The organism is Vibrio nitrifigilis, from assembly GCF_015686695.1.
Lineage (GTDB): Bacteria > Pseudomonadota > Gammaproteobacteria > Enterobacterales > Vibrionaceae > Vibrio > Vibrio nitrifigilis.
In genome coordinates this window covers 1232137-1250806 of record NZ_JADPMR010000001.1, presented here as the reverse complement: position 1 = coordinate 1250806, position 18670 = coordinate 1232137, and the positions used below count along the sequence as shown (strand labels likewise).

The window sequence follows — 18670 nt, the reverse complement described above, 5'->3', positions numbered from 1 at the left end:
CATCAACAAACCTATTTCTGCGCTCAATCACGTTGAAAGGGAATGACCATTCCTACCGAGATTGAGCTTGACCTAGGCTCGTTGATGAAGCTCTGAATCCTGCATCTTGAGGTCATTTGGGTATATTATTTCACTCCTCTAAAAACGCCTAAAACACCTCATCCTTCCTCAAAAAATACTTAGACTTCAAAATATTTGTTCTTTAAATAAAATTAACCATAAATAACCACACAATAAATACAGATAAAGCATATAACTCTGGTATTTATTTAAAAATTGTTAATTTATAGCATTTTATATCACACAAATAAGAAACAACCACCTATTGGTACGACCAAAAACAATAACCACATTCGTAATATGGCTAAAAAAGCTCTATATTTACCTCAATGGTACGACCATTGTTAATCACTAACATTTCAATGTGGGAATAAATCGTGAGTGCGAACATTGTGTTCAAGAAGGCTCAAGTTGGCCGAGCAAGTGAAGATATCGCGTTGCAAATAGAAGCAGCAATTATGAATAAGCAGCTTGTCCCTGGCGACTGCTTACCTAGTGAACGCGATTTACAAAATCAATTTGGTACTGGCCGAGGAGTCATTAGAGAAGCCATCACCGCCCTAAAACAGAAGGGATTAATTGAGGTTAAAAAAGGCCAAAAAGGTGGTGCCTACATCAAACAAATTGATGTGGCGAATATTAGTGATTCTCTCGCTCTATTTCTGCAGCAGAAAGGAATGAGCATCTTCGATGTCGCAGAGTTTCGTGAAACCATCGACCAAACCATGGGCCAACTAGCCATGGTAAGAGCAACGCCAGAACAGCAACAGCACTTAACCGACACGGTAACTCGCTTAGAAATGGTAGCCAAAGAGCTAAAACCCGATACAGCGCAACTCGCAGAGCTCGACAGAGAGCTGAACATATTACTCGCAGAAATGAGTCACAACCCTATCTTTCTCTGGGTAATGAGAGCGTTGCAACAAGGTTTTAGCTCTCGAGATAACAACTTATATCACGACCCAGAATTTCGCGATAAAACCGTCAGAAACTGGCGAACAACAAGTATCCATTTGATAGAGCAGCACCCCATAAAACTGCAAGCCTCTATCAGTCGACATTATGAGCTTTTACAAGCTTGCTTAGATAAAAGCCAAGCATAATTTATTTTGACATCTAATCATTCTCTCTTCGAGTCCATGGAGGTAAATCAATGACCGAGCAACAGTACGATTATATTATTATCGGTGGTGGCTCTGCCGGATGCGTCCTAGCCAACCGCTTGAGTGCCAATCCAAAACATAAAGTTTTGGTGTTAGAAGCCGGAAAACCAGATTATCGTTGGGATTTTCGTATCCACATGCCAGCAGCACTGACTTATCTACTGACAGATAGCACCTATAACTGGCTATACGAATCCGAGCCCGAGCCGTTTATGCACAATCGAAAAATTGCTCAGCCTCGGGGAAAAGTTTTAGGCGGCAGTAGCTGTATCAACGGTATGATTTATATCCGTGGTAATGCGATGGACTATGAAAAATGGTCTCGTTTCGATGGGTTAGAAAATTGGAGCTACAAACACTGTCTACCCTACTTTCGTAAATGTGAAACACGTTTAGTCGGTGGGGATGATTATCATGGCGATAATGGCCCATTAAATACCACAACGGCAGCGTGTGATAACCCTCTGTTTGATGCATTTTTCCAATCAGTGCAAGAGGCGGGCTATCCGTTAACGGATGATGTGAACGGCTACCAACAGGAAGGCTTCGGCGCATTTGATCAAAACATCTACCGCGGTCGTCGCTATAGTGCTGCTCGTGCCTACCTACACCCTGTAATGAACAGAGAAAATCTCACCGTTTTAACTGGGGCAACCACAAATCGCGTTATTCTCGATGGTAAAACCGCCATTGGCGTAGAGTACGTTCGAAATAAAAAATCCCATTCTGTTTACGGAAAAGAGATTATTTCTTGTGGGGGAGCCATTAACTCACCCAAATTGTTACAGTTATCTGGTATTGGTAATAGTGACGAATTGAAAGCGTTGGGAATCACGCCAGTGCATCACCTACCTGGTGTTGGTGAAAACCTTCAAGATCACTTAGAACTTTACGTGCAGTACACATGTAAGAAACCCGTTAGCCTATACCCAGCACTCAAATGGTATAACCAGCCAAAAATTGGCTTTGATTGGCTCTTCCGTCGTAAAGGTAAGGCGGCCACAAACCACTTTGAAGCTGGCGGTTTTGTTCGCGGAAATGATGAGGTGAAATACCCTAACCTACAGTTCCATTTCTTGCCGATTGCCATTCGTTATGATGGCAGTGCACCACAACAAGGCCACGGTTTTCAGCTGCACGTTGGCCCAATGAATACTGATGTGCGCGGTTATGTGAAAATTCAATCTAAAGATCCAAATCAGCCACCAAAACTCTTTTTCAATTACCTATCGACTGAACAAGAGCGTAAAGAGTGGGTAGAAGCGATTAGAGTATCGCGCAACATCATCAATCAACCTGCATTTGATGAGTTACGCGGTGAAGAATTATCTCCGGGTATTGCTGCACAAACTGATGAAGAAATATTAGATTTTGTTGCTCGTGAAGGTGAAAGTGCCTACCACCCAAGCTGTACTTGTAAGATGGGGTACGACGATTTAGCTGTGGTTGACGCTGAATTAAAAGTACACGGCATCAACAATCTACGAGTCGTAGATGCTTCAGTATTTCCAGCTATCACGAACGGTAATCTTTACGCACCTACAATTATGGTGGCAGAAAAAGCAGCCGATATTATTTTGGGTAACTACATTGAGCCAGCTTCTGATGCCGACTTCTATCGTTATGAAGAACACAATGAGACCATGGCAACATCTGAAGTGGTATCGACAACTGAAGAAACCGTCAATAAAGCAGCAGAAACCGTCTAAGCTCTGTTAATGGTGAAAAACCACGTCTCTACTCTTAAGCCCCCTCAATCATAAGACCGTTTAGGTAGACAAGCCCTTCAAATCATTGAAGGGCTTTATTTATTCAAATTATTCTAATAATTAGCTCAATATCAGAATTACTCCTAAGCTAACCAAAAGAGGTATAGTTTCGACATTTCTATCCGTTTATCCTATAAAAAACAAGATATTAGGTGGGGTGATCATTATCGAAGGGTTCAGGTGCACGTTTTTTACGCGAGTGTAACCTGAAGATCTTGATGATAACTTTCGATATTGATGTTAATCGTTCAATGGATTCAAATAGCCATGAGTTTGTGTCTCACAATTGAACATTCTCTTACACGATGCAGATTTTTAGTTTGCTAAACCGAAAAATTACTACTATCTGATTAGTAATATAGACACCTATAACCTACTGTTTAAAGACGTATTAGTAGTGGTTTTTTTAACTTATGGCATTAACATTCCAACATTCTAAAAAAGCACATCTCTTTTTGGCCTGCTCTGTTTTACTGTTTTTAACCTTAGACAGCGCCATGCTCGCTCTTAATTTCAGAATTACTCATGCAGTTTCAGAAGATGCCGTGATAATTAACCTCGCGGGACGCCAGCGAATGTTGTCACAAAAAATGACGAAATCCATCTTCCAAATCAGTCCTGAGCAGCTAAAAAGCAAACAGACACAGACTCATATTTTGCAATACATGCAAGCCTATGAAATGTTTAATGACACTCTAGAAGCCTTTAATAATAGTGGCTATGTCATTGATGCCGAGAAAAAGCTCGTCATGGTTAAGGCCATCAACCATCCAGAAGCGCGAACAATCATTACTCGAGCGGCCAAGCTATTAGAGCCATTACATGCATTGAATCTCAACATTATGAAAACGGGCCTCACACCAGAACTCTTCCAGCAAATAAAAACTTTGCTCGGTGATAATAACGAACAGTTATTAAATCAGATGAACCAGCTCACGGTAATGGTGGAAAAAAGCTCACGCCAACAAACGCAAGATCTCAGATCAATTCAGCTTGTTACCTTTGCTTTAGCACTACTTAATTTTGCCTTCATTATTACCCAATTTCGCCGTGGTCAACGGCATTCAGAGCAGACTATTAATGTACTTAATGATTTAATTCAATCAGCCAAAGCCGCACTGCTCATCTACGATGAAGCGGGCAAGGTCGTTATGGCTAATGAAAGTGCCAGAAGAATGTTTGGCTATAACGAAGAAGAAGTGGGCACATTAAACAAACGCCAACTTTTCGACCACGAGGGAGAACAATGGATAGCGTTAACTCGTAGTGGTAAAAGAGTGCCTATTGAACTGCATGAACGCTCTCTTATTCGTAATGGAGAAACGGTCACCATTGCAACAATTATTGAAACGCGCCACCAGCTGGCTAAAAATCAATCTCTATTTCAGTTAGCCAATCGTGACACCTTAACTGGCATGTTTAACCGCAACGCTTTAACGATTGCACTGTATCATAAAGCCCAGCAAACCAAGTTTTGGGGCTCTCGTTTTGCCTGTTTTGCGATTAGCTTGAATAACTTTAGCCAAGTGAATAAAGAATATGGCAAAGATATTGGTGATGAGTTATTAAAAGAATTTACCTACCGCCTATGTAAAACAACTCGCGATAGTGATTTTATTTATCGTTATGGCGGCGATGAATTCGTATTGGTTGTTGATCTGGCAGATAATGATGCAGCCTTAAGTCAAATTACTCATAAAATTAATAAGGCAATGCAAGATCCTTTTACCTTAACCAATAATATTAGCTTTGAAGTTTCGCCTAGTATCGGAGTCGCTATTTGTCCCGATGATGAAGCGGATCCGGAAGAACTCATTACAATGGCTCACGAATTAATGAACCGTGGTAAAGGTTCACAAGTCATCGAGTTTTCCAAGGCAATTCAAGCTCGCCATCCGCAATATCATAATGAAAAGCAGTAATACATTCTGGAGCGAATACCATTCGCCCTTTTTGAGATCATCAATAAGCCTATTTCTGCGCCCTATCACATTGAAAGGGAATAACCATTCCTACCGTGATTGAGCTTAACCTAGGCTCGTTGGTACTGCTGTTAATCCTGCCTCTTTAGGTCATTTGGGTATAAAAGATGGTGTCGGCTGATTTTCTTCTTATATTAAACACAGCTCTCGCCTTTTGCCCTTTACATTCATAAGAATAAACTGATATAACCCCTTCTGCGCATTTATGTTCAACTAAATCCGTTATATAAGATTGATAAACAAGTATTTATTTAACACTAACCATTGGTTATTTAATGATCGCATTATATTAATGAGAATAATTACCAATTTGTTATTGATAAGTCTACCTAATTAGTTTCCTTTACCAACAAAAACTAAAATTATTTCAAATCAATTAGCAAGATTTAATTTAGTTTAATATCTCGCTAACTCAGTAAGTTAGGAGCCATTATGGGGCTGTCTACATTTTTCAAAAGTAAGTTAAATACTAATAAAAACTCCGTCTATAACATTCATACGCAAAGCCAAAAAATAAGCCATGATTTAAGCGAACTACCGTTTAAACCAACGCTTATTATTGGTTTTGTCTCACCTAATAATGATATTGATTCGGTCGCCAAGCAGATCAAACAGCATATTCCTAGCTGTCAGGTGGTGCTTAGTACGGCAGCAGGTACATTGGCTAACATCAATAATGACTCTTTGTATCATCACACTAACAACCAGTGGTCAGACATCGTTCTGCAATGCTTCGGTGAACATCTCATCGAACAAGTAGAAACCATCAAAGTTCCACTAGGCAGTGAAGATTTATCTCAATCCCAACGCCGAAAACCGCTCGAACAGCGAGTCAGTGATATTCGCGCGGCAATAGAACGCCAATCCGTTGCAATGGATATCGACTACCAGAACACTATTGCTTATGTGACTTTCGATGGCTTATCACGTTCAGAAACCTTCTTTATGGAGGCGATGTACCAATCAGGCAAATTCCCGTGCTTGTTCGTTGGTGGATCTGCAGGTGGGCATCTAGATTTCAAACATACCTTTTTGCATGATGGTCAACAAAGGTTACAAAACCATGCCATCATTACATTTATCAAAACTCAGCCACATATCCGTTTTGGCGTGTTCAAATCCCAGAACTTTGAACCGACTAATTTCTCATTTAATGTGCTGACATCGTCTGTAGAAGATCGTTTTATTGATGAAGTCATCGATCAAGCGGGCAATATCAACTCGATGGTCGATGTGCTATGTAAAAAATTCGCCTGTCAGCCGAACACCTTAGAGACGGCATTAAATGAATACTCATTTGCTGTGAAAGTGGGTGGTGAACTGTTTGTTCGCTCAATACAATCCATCGATACAGATAATAAACGCATCCATTTCTATTGTGATATTTCTGCTGGTGAAGAACTCTTTTTGGTCAAGCGCATTCCTTTTGCTCAAGCAACCAAAAAGGACTTTGCTGAATTTATGCGTAATAAACCATGCGAGCCAATAGCAGGATTACTCAATGACTGTATTTTGCGAAGGCTCAAAAACAGTCAATCTCTGAATAACATGAATGGGGTATTCGGCGATATTCCTGTCGTAGGTAGCTCAACCTTTGGTGAAATTCTCGGTTTGAACCTCAACCAAACATTAACCGCCATCTTTTGGTTTGATCTTTCAACCCAACCCAATCGTGAGTTCCATGACGACTACTTAGACAGTTTTGTTCATCGCTATTGTGAATTTCGCTCGATGTTCTTACATCGAGACATCAGTAAGCTTTCCGGATTAAACCTAGTGATTGTAAAGCAAATTGATCAATTCAAAGAGAGTGATTATGACGCTCTGGTCGACTCGTCTCGACTTGATGCCAAAGTGCGCCCTATTTTTTCTGGGCTAACGGATCTTGGCCAGCGGCTTAACGATGCTGAACAGCAACGTGCACAAATGGCATGTGAATTGGCTGCTTGCGCTAACGAGCTCGATCAGTCCGTTGACGACCTATCCGGTCATGTTCAAACCCAAGCCGCCGCAATTGAAGAATCTGAAACCACTGTTGCAGGAATGGCAACCCAAGCGCAAAGTGTCGCGACTAATGCTCGCCAACTCGCTGAATCGAGTAATCGTATTCAAGATATTGTTCAAGTGATTCAGCAAATCGCCGAACAAACTAATTTACTGGCACTTAACGCAGCCATTGAAGCCGCTCGAGCTGGGGAGTTAGGTAGAGGATTTGCCGTCGTCGCTGATGAAGTCCGACATTTGGCGGAGAAATCAGGGAATAGTGCGAATGAAATCAGTGGTGATGTAGTGAAATTAGCTGAGGAAATTCGCGCTGTAGCAGAAGAGATTGAGAGTCAATCAACATCCGTTTCCGAATTGACGTCCGTGTTAGGATCGTTACGTGAAGTAAGCTCACTAACAGCAGAAAATTCTAATCGCACGCAATCAGTCGCAGATAAATTACTGACACTTACTCAAGAAAAACCCTCTCATTAATAGTTTAGTTAATACATTCTATTACAGCGATAGTATCTAAATCGCTGTAATAGAGCCTTCACTTCCATCAATCCAAAACTTACAATTAAGCTATTGATAAATAATAATTTTATTTAAATCACCCGCATAATTGACGCATTCGCAATACATACTTGCATAAATCGGGAGCAAGGATAGCAATTGGTGCAATTTGTCTTAATCTCTCAATATCCCAAGATTGATAAAAATTTTTTTCAAAAAATATGTGATTTTTATCAATATCGTAAAAATCGTATTTAGCAAAATTATATATCGATAAAAAGAAGTTTGCCGACGTAGTTTTCTACTTAATAAGGAAAGTGTTATAGAAAATGTTTTTATACAAACATTTCAACCAGTAAATTTACAACATAATATTCCATTTTATTAACACCGCCTCTTTTCAATCCCATATTCTGTGCGTACTATCCTAGTTTCCCTGCTACAAAATACTACCCCATTCTCTTTTTGCATCTGCCGTTAAATGTAAAAAGTGCCAGCGTATCAATAGCAGTATTCCTCTAAAAAGAACAAAGGTTAATCACAGGATTACAATGAACACAGAACAGAATTATTCAGAAACACAACAGGATACTCCCCCCAAAAGAAAGATAACGTTAGAAGACGTTAAAACACTGAGCCTATCTGCGCTGGGCGGTGCTCTTGAGTTTTACGACTTTGTTATTTTTGTCTACTTCGCGAACGTTGTAGGTAGCCTGTTCTTCCCTGCCGACATGCCTGAATGGATGCGTCAAGTTCAGACTTATGGCATTTTCGCAGCTGGATACTTAGCTCGTCCTTTAGGTGGCATCATTATGGCTCACTTCGGTGACCTACTGGGCCGCAAACGCATGTTTATGCTTAGTATCTTTTTAATGGCTGTTCCAACAATGGCAATTGGCCTAATGCCAACATACGAAAGCATTGGCCTGGCAGCACCGTTACTACTATTACTATGTCGTGTTCTTCAAGGTGCAGCGATTGGTGGTGAAGCACCGGGCGCTTGGGTATTTGTAACAGAGCACGTTTCAAAACGTCACATCGGTTTAGCGTGTGGTACGTTATCAGCAGGGCTTGTAGCAGGTATTTTGATTGGCTCACTTGTCGCAACAGGTATTCACTCAGCATACAGTGCAGAAGACATTCACAGCTACGGCTGGCGTATTCCATTCTTGTTAGGTGGTGTATTTGGTTTCGTTACCATGTACCTACGCCGCTGGTTACATGAAACTCCTATTTTCAAAGCGATGCAGGAACACAAACAACTGGCAGAAGAATTACCGATTAAAACAGTTCTTAAAGAACACTTGCCATCTGTATTAGTGTCTATGGCTGTTACTTGGGTATTAACCGCTGCTATCGTGGTAACTATCTTGATGACACCATCACTACTACAAAAAATTGTTCATCTAGACCCAACAACCTCATTAGAAGCAAACAGTGTTGCTATTGTGTTTATTTTGATTGGTTGTTTAGTTTCCGGTTCACTGGCAGACCGTTTTGGTAATGGCCCAATTATGGCTATTTTCAGTATCGGTTTAGGGGCAAGTTTCTGGGCGTTCTACGGCACAATGTTGCATGACACCACCTACCTATTCCCAATGTATGCCATCGTTGGCTTCTTCGTGGGTATTGTTGGCGTTGTCCCTGCCATTGCAGTAAAAAGCTTCCCAGCCGCGATTCGTTTCTCTGGTTTATCATTCTCATACAATGTCGCGTATGCCATCTTTGGTGGTACAACACCAATGCTGGTCAGTGCCATGATCGCAGAAAACGTCATGTCACCTGTGTATTATGTAGCGTGTGTATGTGGCGTAGGTATTATTGCCAGCGCTGCCGTGATTCGCTTCAAACCACGATTGGATTTGGCGACGGGCAATGTTTAACCAGTAACCAATAAAATGACTTGATAAGGCAGCCTCGGCTGCCTTTTTCTTTATTCATGAACCTATGGATTATGAGATTCACTGGTGGATGGACAATCTACTAGCTCGACAATTAGCATACTCAATGAATTACCATTGATGAGTAACAGATCGGCTTAGGTAGCTAAAACGAGAAAACCCCAACATTTCTGCTGGGGTTTTGAATGTGGCGGTGAGTGAGAGATTCGAACTCTCGATACGACTAAAATTGCACCAAACAACCTATAATTTATTGATTTTTATAACAAGTAGTAATTTGTTAACGTTGTAATTCTGTACCGCTTTGCTGTATCAATCAAGATCTAGGCTAAAATTTTTAATCCGTAAAATCTACGGATTTAGACATCTTGATTACTTTTCTAGCTGAACTGTATATTTCTATAAGAATTCTATAGACTCGGCAACTTGGTGAAACGCTGAGAGTATTGATTTTACACAGGGCAATACGATTGCTGATGGGATTCTTCTATTAACATTTCGCTGAAAGTTCAGTTCATCAACTGTTGCAACAGAGTATAATTCACCAAATTATATAGATAGTAATATCAGGAGTAAAAGTCCATCTAACTACCCACGTTCTGGGTAGTCGATGATAATTTATTTTAATATAAGAATTTGGTCACTTATAAATATTTATTATATATCAGATAAATTAAAATATAATAAATCAAGATAGTACAATCAAACCACCAAAGGTTTCAATACAAGCCCTAAACTTATCATTATAATTAGGCGATAATAATTTCCCATTAGGGTGTTTACTATAATCAATACTATTTATATTTTTGTCATGATATTTACCACTGTTATACTCTTCTTTTTTCAAGGTTGAAGTTAATATTACCTGTTTAGAAAGACTAACATATTGATCAAGCATTATTTCTTCTTTATTACTTGATAGTTCCCCATCTCTAAAAGCATCAATAATGATAGGAAATTCATGATCTAATATCTCATTAATTGCCATTGTCCTACAATAATAATACTCTTGTTCATCGCTTCCTGAAAATACGTTATTAGATTTCGAAAATAAGTCATTAAAATGTAAGCGAGCATTAGGCTCTATTTTTAAAAGATAATCATTCATTAAATCAACAATTTTATCTATAAAATCAGAGCACTGGGCTTTAGTATCATTAAATCCTTTTTTAACATTTAGCTGTCGACGCTCTAACTCTTGTATTTCCAACAAAGTATTATGAGCATCCGAATCATATTGTTCCTCTGTTCGTATATCTTCACTAAACATCGCTAATTGAAACAAATCAGGAGGGGTCGTCTTTTCTAAATCACGTAACCTAGTTTGTAATGTATTTATTTCATGAGTTAATGTTAAAATTGCTTCATTTTTTTCTGCAATATTGTCAGATATAGATTTCATAATCTCTGATCTAACTTCCTTATTACTTACATCAAACTCAATATTTTTATTTTTAAAAACTATGTTATCTGACCCACAATCAGAACAAACTATCTCACCCAGATCCATATTTCTATTGAGGGAAGTTAATTCATTTACAAGTGTTGTAAGCTTCTCAATTCTTACGGTCTCTCTATTACGTTGCTTACGTTTTTCATTAATTTCCTCTGATAGTGTTTTTGCTTTATTCCGAACAAGTCGTGCATCATCATGATCTGCTGTTTTTGAGGTCAACAATGCTAAGGATGGCGTTTTAGCTAGTAATGATAGTTTTTTCACTAAAGACTTATGCTTAACTTTTAACTCTTTAATCATCTTTTTTGTTTCGAATTCATCATCACTATCAAATGTAGATCTATTGATCCCACCTAGCTGACATAGCATCGACTTGAAATCATCTTTTTTAAAGTAGCCATTACCAATAAGAGAAGATGGATTTCTTTTATCTTGTCCGATAAAGAACATTTCATAAAACGTAGTTAAATCAACCGTAACATCCATTCCCTTTTTTTGAACTTTAGGAAAAGTACCTATTAAGGATGCTATAAATGATCTAAGTTCGGAATCAGTATCGAATATTTTTAAAAGTCCTTTACTTTTTATCACAAAAGTTGAACCTTTACGTACAAACTGATAGTCAACACCTCCTATGTTAACCAAGGAATAAAATGTGTATTCTTTTTCGTTAAATCCATCAGGAAAAATTGAGTTATTTCCTATGGAATAAAGCATACCTTGAATTACAAGAGTTTTACCACGGTTATTCTCATCGCTATAAATTACATTAACGCCTTGAGTTAACCTATCTTCAAAAAAAGATTCAACCTTATTACCAACACCAAAAGACTTAATAATCATATTCCATTCCTTGAAGAACCAATGAGATTAGATATTGTGTTGTTATTTTATCCATATGCGGAGGCATTTTTTTAACCTTAACTAAAAGTTCATCATATAATTCATATACACAGTCTGACTTAGATGTCCTAACCATTTTAATGATTGCTTCTGACAGTTGCCAAAATTTCTTAGATGTACCTTTATCAAACAGAGTACGACTAAGATTTGAGTTACACTCTTGAATAGTATCTTTCAATAAATCTTTATCTTTTGACAATCCCTTTTCATTTATAACACTCAGAAAAGCGAAGGGGATACCATTACCTTTAAAAATATCAGTAACACCTATAATTCGGCTAATGATAAGAGAGTTTATTTGTGACTTAGTTATATATCTATCTAATCTTAAAACCTCTTTAGGGGTTGAAATGGTTTCATTTTCTATCTCAGAGTTTTTTAAAGATGACTGTTTATCTCTTATTTCTTTAAATATATTTTCATATGTAATATCATTTATATAAGATTTTGATTTAAAACCAGACAATTTTTTTATGTAGTGACTACAAGAACGATCATCATTGAAAAAAGTTACTTTATCTAAAAACTGAGATAGTTTAACTTCATCAACACCACCATGGTTTTTAATAATAATTTCACGAAGTTTTTTCTCTATTCTAAACTTAGTTTTATCCTTAATATTAGAATAATCAAATGAACGCAAATCAGAATTATATAAATAACTCGGATTTAATGGCTGACTGAATAGTATATAGTCGTGAAATTTAAATTCTGACACGTAATTATCAAACAAGGTGTATAAACTTTGACCAATCAGTGAAGGGTTAAAAGTCGAGTAGTTTTTACTTTGCACATCAAGCATCAATGTAAAGTTATCATCAACTCCTGTCACATCATTAAAACAATCGACAACAACAATATCAACTTTCTTACTATCCGGGTGCATTCCCATTAGATAGAGCATCGACTTTGTCTCGTAATCAGATGATTTTTTATTTGTAATTTCTGTGTTCTTAAACGTGTACACAGTTGAGACTCCATTGATTAACCAAAACTTGGACTAACTAGAACTGTATATGAGACCAATCCATATGAAACAATCAACTTTACCAACTATTAATATTTGTAATCAACAACATAACTAATACGCCTTTCGTTTGTATGATACACATCAATATCTTATCTAAATGATAAGTTGATGACAGTAGGTTGACTGCTAGCTAGCCAGAAGTGCTCTACTAAAATTGACAACTGTCTTTGAGCTTTCGCTTAAATTATCTTATGCGCGGAAAACGCGGAGAAGTGCATGTCGATAGATCTCTTTTTGTCTACTCTTGAAAGAACACTACACTTTAAACGTGGGATTTTCCCACCATTTCCACCAGCCGTAGCGACCACTGAAACCTGTACACACAGCCCTAATCGATTTCTGACAACATATCGATATCTCTAAGCACGACTCTCCGTTCACGGTCATTTGTGTATTTGAATGTTAGGTGGAGTCATCTAGCCAGAAGTGATCTACTAAAATTGACAACTGCCTTTGAGCTTTCGCTTAAATTATCTTCTCCGTGGAAATTACGGATAAGATTATGTCGATATCTCTAAGCACGGCTCTCAGTTCTCGTTCGTTTGTGTATTTGAATGAGTCATTGAGATGCACAGTAAGAGCAACTTTAGTTGGTATCTGGAGTGGTGATGAAGAAAGGATATGCAAACAGCTCTAGTACACTGCAAGAGTCGTCTTACTAAAAGTTCTTCAAGTGTTCTTTATGTTTGTGGTGTTGTGGGGCGTTCAAGAGTGGCAGGTTGGTATTCGGAAGGTTGACTAAGCGACCAACTCAAAGATACCGACAGGACGAAAAAATAAGCGTCCCCCAATAGAAGAACGGACTAACTCAGTGGGTTTCGGGGATTAAGAGCCCCAACAGTTCGTCAGCGTCACTACTGAAAGAACTCAACTCATCATAAAAATCTTCTACAAATGACTCTTCAGTTTCACCTCTAGCTTCAAGTATTTCACCCAAGCCTTACCGATAGCGTGACCATAGCCGTTCACTGGGTGGGGCTGTAGTTTAGGGAACAGGCTACTGCTGGTGGATAGAGTTTGATGATAACGGATGAAACCAAGCTCAATCAGATCATTATGCATCGGCACTTTGCTATACCGTCATAACTAAGAAATCCAAACGCTCTGCTGGTTTTTTGGAGGATAAAACGAGAAAACCCCAGCATTTCTGCTGGGGTTTTGAATGTGGCGGTGAGTGAGAGATTCGAACTCTCGATACGTTGCCGTATACACACTTTCCAGGCGTGCTCCTTCAGCCACTCGGACAACTCACCGAATCGTTGTTTGCGTTAACCGCGTCAACGAGGCGCTAATTTAATGATTCCATTCACATTGGTCAAGTACTATTACCAAAAAACTGGCAACGAGACGTTTGTTTGCTTACAAAATAGCTAATTCGACCATTTTCAATGCAAGGCTCCCAAAATCCTATCAATATTATGAGTGCCTCACACAAGTAGAACCAGAATCAATTAAGCATGGTAATAGCCAGGCACACGGAACCAACGGCGACATAAATCGAGGAAGTGGCCATATAACACCCCCATTCCACACGAGATAATCGCATTACTTGTTACTGCAGCGACGATTTGATCCCAAGATGCACCAACAGTCCATAGAATACCGGCATACACTGGCGATTGGAATAACACGTAAGCAGCAAGGTCGGCGACATTTTTCATCCAGCGCGTATCTGACACACGTTTACTCTGACGCAGCACAAAATCTCGGAACACACCATAAGGCCAAGCAATGGCAATGTTCACCGGGATAGAGAGCGTTCGTGAAGCTAATGACTGTTCAAATGTCATACCCGAAATAAAAATTTCGACAATCATTCCTGAAATAAAGCAAAACACGACCATTGCGAATGTATCAGCGGCAGCGTTGCGGATACAAAAAGGGCCACGAGTTTTCATTAACTTCCTCACCAAATAACATGAATCACTACAATTAAGTGCTTATTGCAAAACAGAACACTAGGTTTATAACTTAATACTAGTTATTGGCGCTATTAGAACATAGCTTTTGTAGTTTTTTATTTCAAATTTAGATATAAAGTGTCGATATTCCACCATTTTTTACTGAAAAAATAGCAGCTCAAACTACTTTAAAAAGTAAGGATAAAAGCACGATATTTGGGGTATGAAATGGACACTTAATCGTCATATCTATCATGTCGTCTGAGAAATATTCGCCAAACAGAGAGCTTTAACGGTAAACTAGACCCCGACCGTAACTAGAATAAATGGGATGGTATTTTGACCCTTCAAGAATTGCTTGCTCAACCTGAGTTAGAAAACAAATTGCTCAATGAAGCAAAAACTACTGGCTTTGTGACTGCTATGGCCTGCTCACCTAATGTGTTACCACCAGAAGAATGGTTGCCTTATTTATGGGGCGGTGAGGAAGTCGCGCCATTTAGTGATGGTGAGCAATTAGAAAACTATCTAGAACAGATTATTGCGATGTGGAATCATTTCCGCCCTGCTTTATTAGATAATCAGTGGGCTTGGCCAGATGGTTATGCGTTAGACGATCAAGAAATCGTTAATGAACAAGCGCGTGATTTTTGTGAAGGCGTACTGCAAGGTTGGCAACTGACTCGCGATGATTGGGAAACCATTATGCCGCCAGAAAGTGAAGATAATGCGTTATTGGGTGGCGTTTTACTTTCTCTAAGCATGTTATATGACCCAGAAACGTCAGTGGCAACATTGAGTGAGCAAGGTATTGAAGGACTCGAACAGTTTGAAGAAATATTCAATGCCATGCCATTGATGCTGTGTGGTTTAACGTTACGCGGCGCGGCGTTAGTTCAAGAATAAGTCGCATATTCTTAACGAAAAGAAAGGCACTCTCTGGGATACATACTGAGAAATGCCTTCCACCTAAAATGGGGTGGAGACTTGGTAACGTATACGCTAGATACGTTACCAAGCCAAAAGCTCCCACTAGTGGGAGCTAACAGGGTTTGTTATCACTCAGGACTTAACCGTTGCGGAAAATGTAGCTGTAGGCGTTAATAGCAGGTACACCACCTAAGTGAACATAAAGAACTTTAGAGCCTTTCGGGAAATAGCCTTTCTTCGTTAAATCAATCAAACCTTGCATCGATTTACCTTCGTAAACAGGATCTGTCATCATGGCTTCAGTACGAGCAGAGATTCTGATCGCTTCTACTGTTTCATCCGATGGCACACCATACGCTGGGTAAGCGTAATCATCGATGATGACAACGTCTTCTTTGGTGATCTCTTGATTTAGTTCGACAAGGTCAGCCGTATTTTGCGCGATACGTAATACTTGCGCATGGTTTTGTTCTGGCGTTGCAGAGGCATCGATACCAATCACGTTACGTGCGCGACCATCAGCTGCAAAACCAACGACCATGCCAGCCATGGTTGATCCCGTTACTGTACACACAACAATGTAATCAAATTTGAAACCCAACTCTTCTTCTTGCTGTCTTACTTCTTCTGCGAAGTTAACATAACCAACAGCGCCAAATTTGTGTTCAGAAGCGCCAGCTGGAATTGGATATGGCTTGCCACCTTTCTCTTCTACATCTTTTAGTGCGTTTTCCCAGCTTTCACGAATGCCGATATCAAAGCCTTCATCAATGAGTTCAACTTTAGCGCCCATAACACGGCTCATCAAAATGTTACCTACACGGTCATAAACCGCATCTTGGAATGGTACCCAGCTTTCTTGAACTAAGCGGCATTTCATGCCAATTTTTGCCGCGACAGCCGCTACCATACGGGTGTGGTTTGATTGCACACCACCGATAGATACGAGCGTATCAGCACCACTGGCAATTGCATCTGGCACAATGTATTCCAGTTTGCGAATTTTGTTACCACCAAATGCTAGACCACAGTTACAGTCTTCGCGTTTCGCATAGATGTCGACATCCCCGCCCAAGAATTCAGAAAGGTTGCTTAGCTTCTCTATCGGCGTTGGTCCAAACGTTAAAGGGTAACGTTCAAATTTATCTAGATTCATTGTGTATCTCCTTATACTCAGCTCAGTTTTAGCGAGTGGCACTATTGCGATTTCGATACACAAAGGTTACTTAATTGTGAGTGAAATGTGCTTTCTAATTTAAACTTATTTCTATATATTAATTTTACTATTTAGAGTTAAATTAAATAATAAATCAAAAATTCATAAATAAATAAAAGAAAATTTCATGGAAGATACACTAGATAAAATCGACTACAAGCTACTACGGTTACTCCAGCAAGATGGGCGCATGTCGAATGCTGAGCTCGCTGACAAAGTGAATATTAGCCCTGCAACCTGTCACCGCCGATTAGATCGGTTATTCAAATCAGACGCCATAACGTCAGTAAGAGCTATCGTTGCACCCAATAAAGTGGATTTAGCCAGTTTGGTCATTGTGGGGGTGGTGCTTGATCGCTCTACACCAGAGAGCTTTGCAGAGTTTGAGCAAGCCATTGTTACTATGCCTGTGATTATTGATTGCCAATTGGTAGCCGGAGAATTTGATTATTTCCTGCGTATCCGCGTCAAAGATATGGCTGATTTTAACCAGCTTCATGCCAGCCAGTTGATCTCTTTACCTGGGGTAAGACAAATACGCACCTTCTTCGTGATGAAAGAGGTGGTAGACAATGGCACGCTCGCATTCTAACGTGCATATAGACCATTCAGAGGGAAGAAGTCAGCCTACCGCTGACTTCTTTATGCTATGCAAGAATAACGCTTATTTTTGATTTGCTAGTTGCTCGGCGAAATTTAACATTCTGTTCAATGGAATGAGAGATTTCACTCGTACTGCTTCATCGACGAAGATTTCATGATGCTGAACATCTTCGCACAAGGCACTTTCAATCGCTTGCAATCCATTCATCGCCATCCACGGACAATGAGCACAACTGCGGCATGTTGCCCCTGCCCCTGCCGTTGGCGCTTCAATAAGTTCCTTTTCTGGAACTAACTGCTGCATCTTGTAAAAGATGCCCTTATCTGTTGCGACAATCATTTGCTGGTTGGGTAACGACTTAGCTGCTTTAATTAGTTGGCTGGTTGAGCCGACAGCATCAGCCAATTCAACAACGCTAGCTGGCGATTCTGGGTGAACTAGGATAGCTGCGGCTGGGTAAAGCGCTTTCATCTTACGTAATGCATCGGCTGAAAATTCATCATGCACAATACATTCACCATTCCACAGCAGCATATCGGCTCCCGTTTGTTTGGCGATGTAAGAACCTAGATGGCGATCAGGCCCCCATATTATTTTCGCGCCTTCACTATCAAGATGCTCAACAATTTCTAGAGCGATACTTGATGTTACTACCCAGTCGGCGCGGGCTTTGACTGCCGCCGATGTATTCGCATAGACAACCACTGTGTGATCAGGATGAGCATCACAAAATGCCGTGAACTCAGCCTCAGGACAACCAAGATCTAACGAGCACTCGGCTTCTAGCGTCGGCATAAGAATGCGTTTTTCGGGAGTCAGGATTTTCGCTGATTCTCCCATAAAACGAACGCCAGCGATGACTAACGTTGACGCGGGGTGACGATTACCAAACTTAGCCATTTCAAGGGAGTCACCGACAAATCCGCCAGTTTCCTCTGCTAAAGCTTGTATCTCAGGATCAGTGTAATAATGCGCGATGAGTACCGCGTCTTTTTCATGAAGCTTATGCTTGATTGACGCGATGTATTGTTGTTTTTCTTGATCGCTCAATGCCGCAGGCTTAGGTGGAAATGGGTATACAGTCTCTATTTTATCCAGTATATGGCTCATTGCTCTTGCTCACGCAATATCCAAACGTTCGGGTAGTGTATGACAGTTGCTAAGTGAATCAAAGTTTGCTTAAAAATAAATACGATAAATGATAGGTTCGTCAGTTCAAGCCATAGGTTCACGCTTACAAAAACAAAAAAGAGCAG

General features: G+C 39.7%; 12 protein-coding genes, 1 tRNA gene and 1 pseudogene. 7 read left to right on the top strand and 7 right to left on the bottom strand.

Annotated elements, in window-relative coordinates; translation table 11 throughout:
- Positions 1 to 437 precede the first annotated feature (437 nt).
- The 5 genes and pseudogenes from I1A42_RS25180 to I1A42_RS05595 all read left to right on the top strand — a co-directional run bounded on the left by I1A42_RS25180 (position 438) and on the right by I1A42_RS05595 (position 9356).
- The gene (locus I1A42_RS25180) at positions 438 to 1163 is read left to right on the top strand and encodes a GntR family transcriptional regulator (RefSeq protein WP_202436359.1); all 726 of its coding nucleotides are present in this window, start codon (positions 438 to 440) and stop codon (positions 1161 to 1163) included.
- 50 nt (positions 1164 to 1213) lie between these two features.
- Complete coding sequence (gene betA, locus I1A42_RS05610) at positions 1214 to 2932, top strand: choline dehydrogenase (RefSeq protein ID WP_196122879.1); 1719 nt, start codon at positions 1214 to 1216, stop codon at positions 2930 to 2932.
- Positions 2933 to 3405: 473 nt separating this feature from the next.
- Positions 3406 to 4914 carry a diguanylate cyclase domain-containing protein gene (locus I1A42_RS05605; protein WP_196122878.1) on the top strand — a complete coding sequence of 503 codons (1509 nt, stop codon included), beginning with the start codon at positions 3406 to 3408 and terminating at the stop codon, positions 4912 to 4914.
- 492 nt (positions 4915 to 5406) lie between these two features.
- Positions 5407 to 7311: pseudogene (locus I1A42_RS25175) on the top strand (methyl-accepting chemotaxis protein); the annotation flags it as partial.
- 713 nt (positions 7312 to 8024) lie between these two features.
- On the top strand, positions 8025 to 9356 hold the full coding sequence (locus I1A42_RS05595) for an MFS transporter (RefSeq protein WP_196122876.1): 1332 nt from the start codon (positions 8025 to 8027) through the stop codon (positions 9354 to 9356).
- Positions 9357 to 10062: 706 nt separating this feature from the next.
- Here the strand turns inward: I1A42_RS05595 and I1A42_RS05590 are convergent.
- The 5 genes from I1A42_RS05590 to I1A42_RS05570 form a co-directional block, all read right to left on the bottom strand.
- Complete coding sequence (locus tag I1A42_RS05590) at positions 10063 to 11673, bottom strand: hypothetical protein (RefSeq protein WP_196122875.1); 1611 nt, start codon at positions 11671 to 11673, stop codon at positions 10063 to 10065.
- On the bottom strand, positions 11663 to 12700 hold the full coding sequence (locus I1A42_RS05585; RefSeq protein ID WP_196122874.1) for a hypothetical protein: 1038 nt from the start codon (positions 12698 to 12700) through the stop codon (positions 11663 to 11665). The genes I1A42_RS05590 and I1A42_RS05585 overlap by 11 nt, the downstream gene beginning before the upstream one ends.
- A 951-nt stretch (positions 12701 to 13651) precedes the next feature.
- Positions 13652 to 13825 carry a site-specific integrase gene (locus I1A42_RS05580; RefSeq protein ID WP_196122873.1) on the bottom strand — a complete coding sequence of 58 codons (174 nt, stop codon included), beginning with the start codon at positions 13823 to 13825 and terminating at the stop codon, positions 13652 to 13654.
- A gap of 103 nt (positions 13826 to 13928) precedes the next feature.
- A tRNA-Ser gene (locus I1A42_RS05575) sits at positions 13929 to 14016 on the bottom strand.
- A 198-nt stretch (positions 14017 to 14214) separates the two neighbouring features.
- On the bottom strand, positions 14215 to 14661 hold the full coding sequence (locus tag I1A42_RS05570; protein WP_196122872.1) for an L-alanine exporter AlaE: 447 nt from the start codon (positions 14659 to 14661) through the stop codon (positions 14215 to 14217).
- A 342-nt stretch (positions 14662 to 15003) separates the two neighbouring features.
- Here I1A42_RS05570 and I1A42_RS05565 point away from each other — a divergent pair, with 342 nt between their 5' ends.
- Complete coding sequence (locus I1A42_RS05565) at positions 15004 to 15570, top strand: UPF0149 family protein (RefSeq protein ID WP_196122871.1); 567 nt, start codon at positions 15004 to 15006, stop codon at positions 15568 to 15570.
- Between the two features lie 163 nt (positions 15571 to 15733).
- On the opposite strand, the gene I1A42_RS05560 is transcribed toward I1A42_RS05565, so the two are convergent.
- A complete protein-coding gene (locus I1A42_RS05560; RefSeq protein ID WP_196122870.1) occupies positions 15734 to 16750 on the bottom strand; it encodes a 1-aminocyclopropane-1-carboxylate deaminase in 1017 nt (338 codons plus the stop codon).
- A gap of 187 nt (positions 16751 to 16937) precedes the next feature.
- Here I1A42_RS05560 and I1A42_RS25170 point away from each other — a divergent pair, with 187 nt between their 5' ends.
- Entirely contained in the window at positions 16938 to 17402 is a 465-nt protein-coding gene (locus I1A42_RS25170) for an Lrp/AsnC family transcriptional regulator (protein WP_196122869.1), read from the top strand.
- 72 nt (positions 17403 to 17474) lie between these two features.
- Here I1A42_RS25170 and nadA read toward each other — a convergent pair whose 3' ends face one another.
- Complete coding sequence (gene nadA / locus I1A42_RS05550) at positions 17475 to 18524, bottom strand: quinolinate synthase NadA (protein WP_161154059.1); 1050 nt, start codon at positions 18522 to 18524, stop codon at positions 17475 to 17477.
- Between the last annotated feature and the right edge of the window lie 146 nt (positions 18525 to 18670).

Excerpts from the sequence above, each read along its gene's own strand:
- betA (WP_196122879.1), top strand. The coding sequence starts at position 1,214 with ATGACCGAGCAACAGTACGATTATATTATTATCGGTGGTGGCTCTGCC.
- I1A42_RS05605 (WP_196122878.1), top strand. The coding sequence starts at position 3,406 with ATGGCATTAACATTCCAACATTCTAAAAAAGCACATCTCTTTTTGGCC.
- I1A42_RS05595 (WP_196122876.1), top strand. The coding sequence starts at position 8,025 with ATGAACACAGAACAGAATTATTCAGAAACACAACAGGATACTCCCCCC.
- I1A42_RS05590 (WP_196122875.1), bottom strand. The coding sequence starts at position 11,673 with ATGATTATTAAGTCTTTTGGTGTTGGTAATAAGGTTGAATCTTTTTTT.
- I1A42_RS05580 (WP_196122873.1), bottom strand. The coding sequence starts at position 13,825 with ATGCATAATGATCTGATTGAGCTTGGTTTCATCCGTTATCATCAAACT.
- I1A42_RS05570 (WP_196122872.1), bottom strand. The coding sequence starts at position 14,661 with ATGAAAACTCGTGGCCCTTTTTGTATCCGCAACGCTGCCGCTGATACA.
- I1A42_RS05560 (WP_196122870.1), bottom strand. The coding sequence starts at position 16,750 with ATGAATCTAGATAAATTTGAACGTTACCCTTTAACGTTTGGACCAACG.
- I1A42_RS25170 (WP_196122869.1), top strand. The coding sequence starts at position 16,938 with ATGGAAGATACACTAGATAAAATCGACTACAAGCTACTACGGTTACTC.
- nadA (WP_161154059.1), bottom strand. The coding sequence starts at position 18,524 with ATGAGCCATATACTGGATAAAATAGAGACTGTATACCCATTTCCACCT.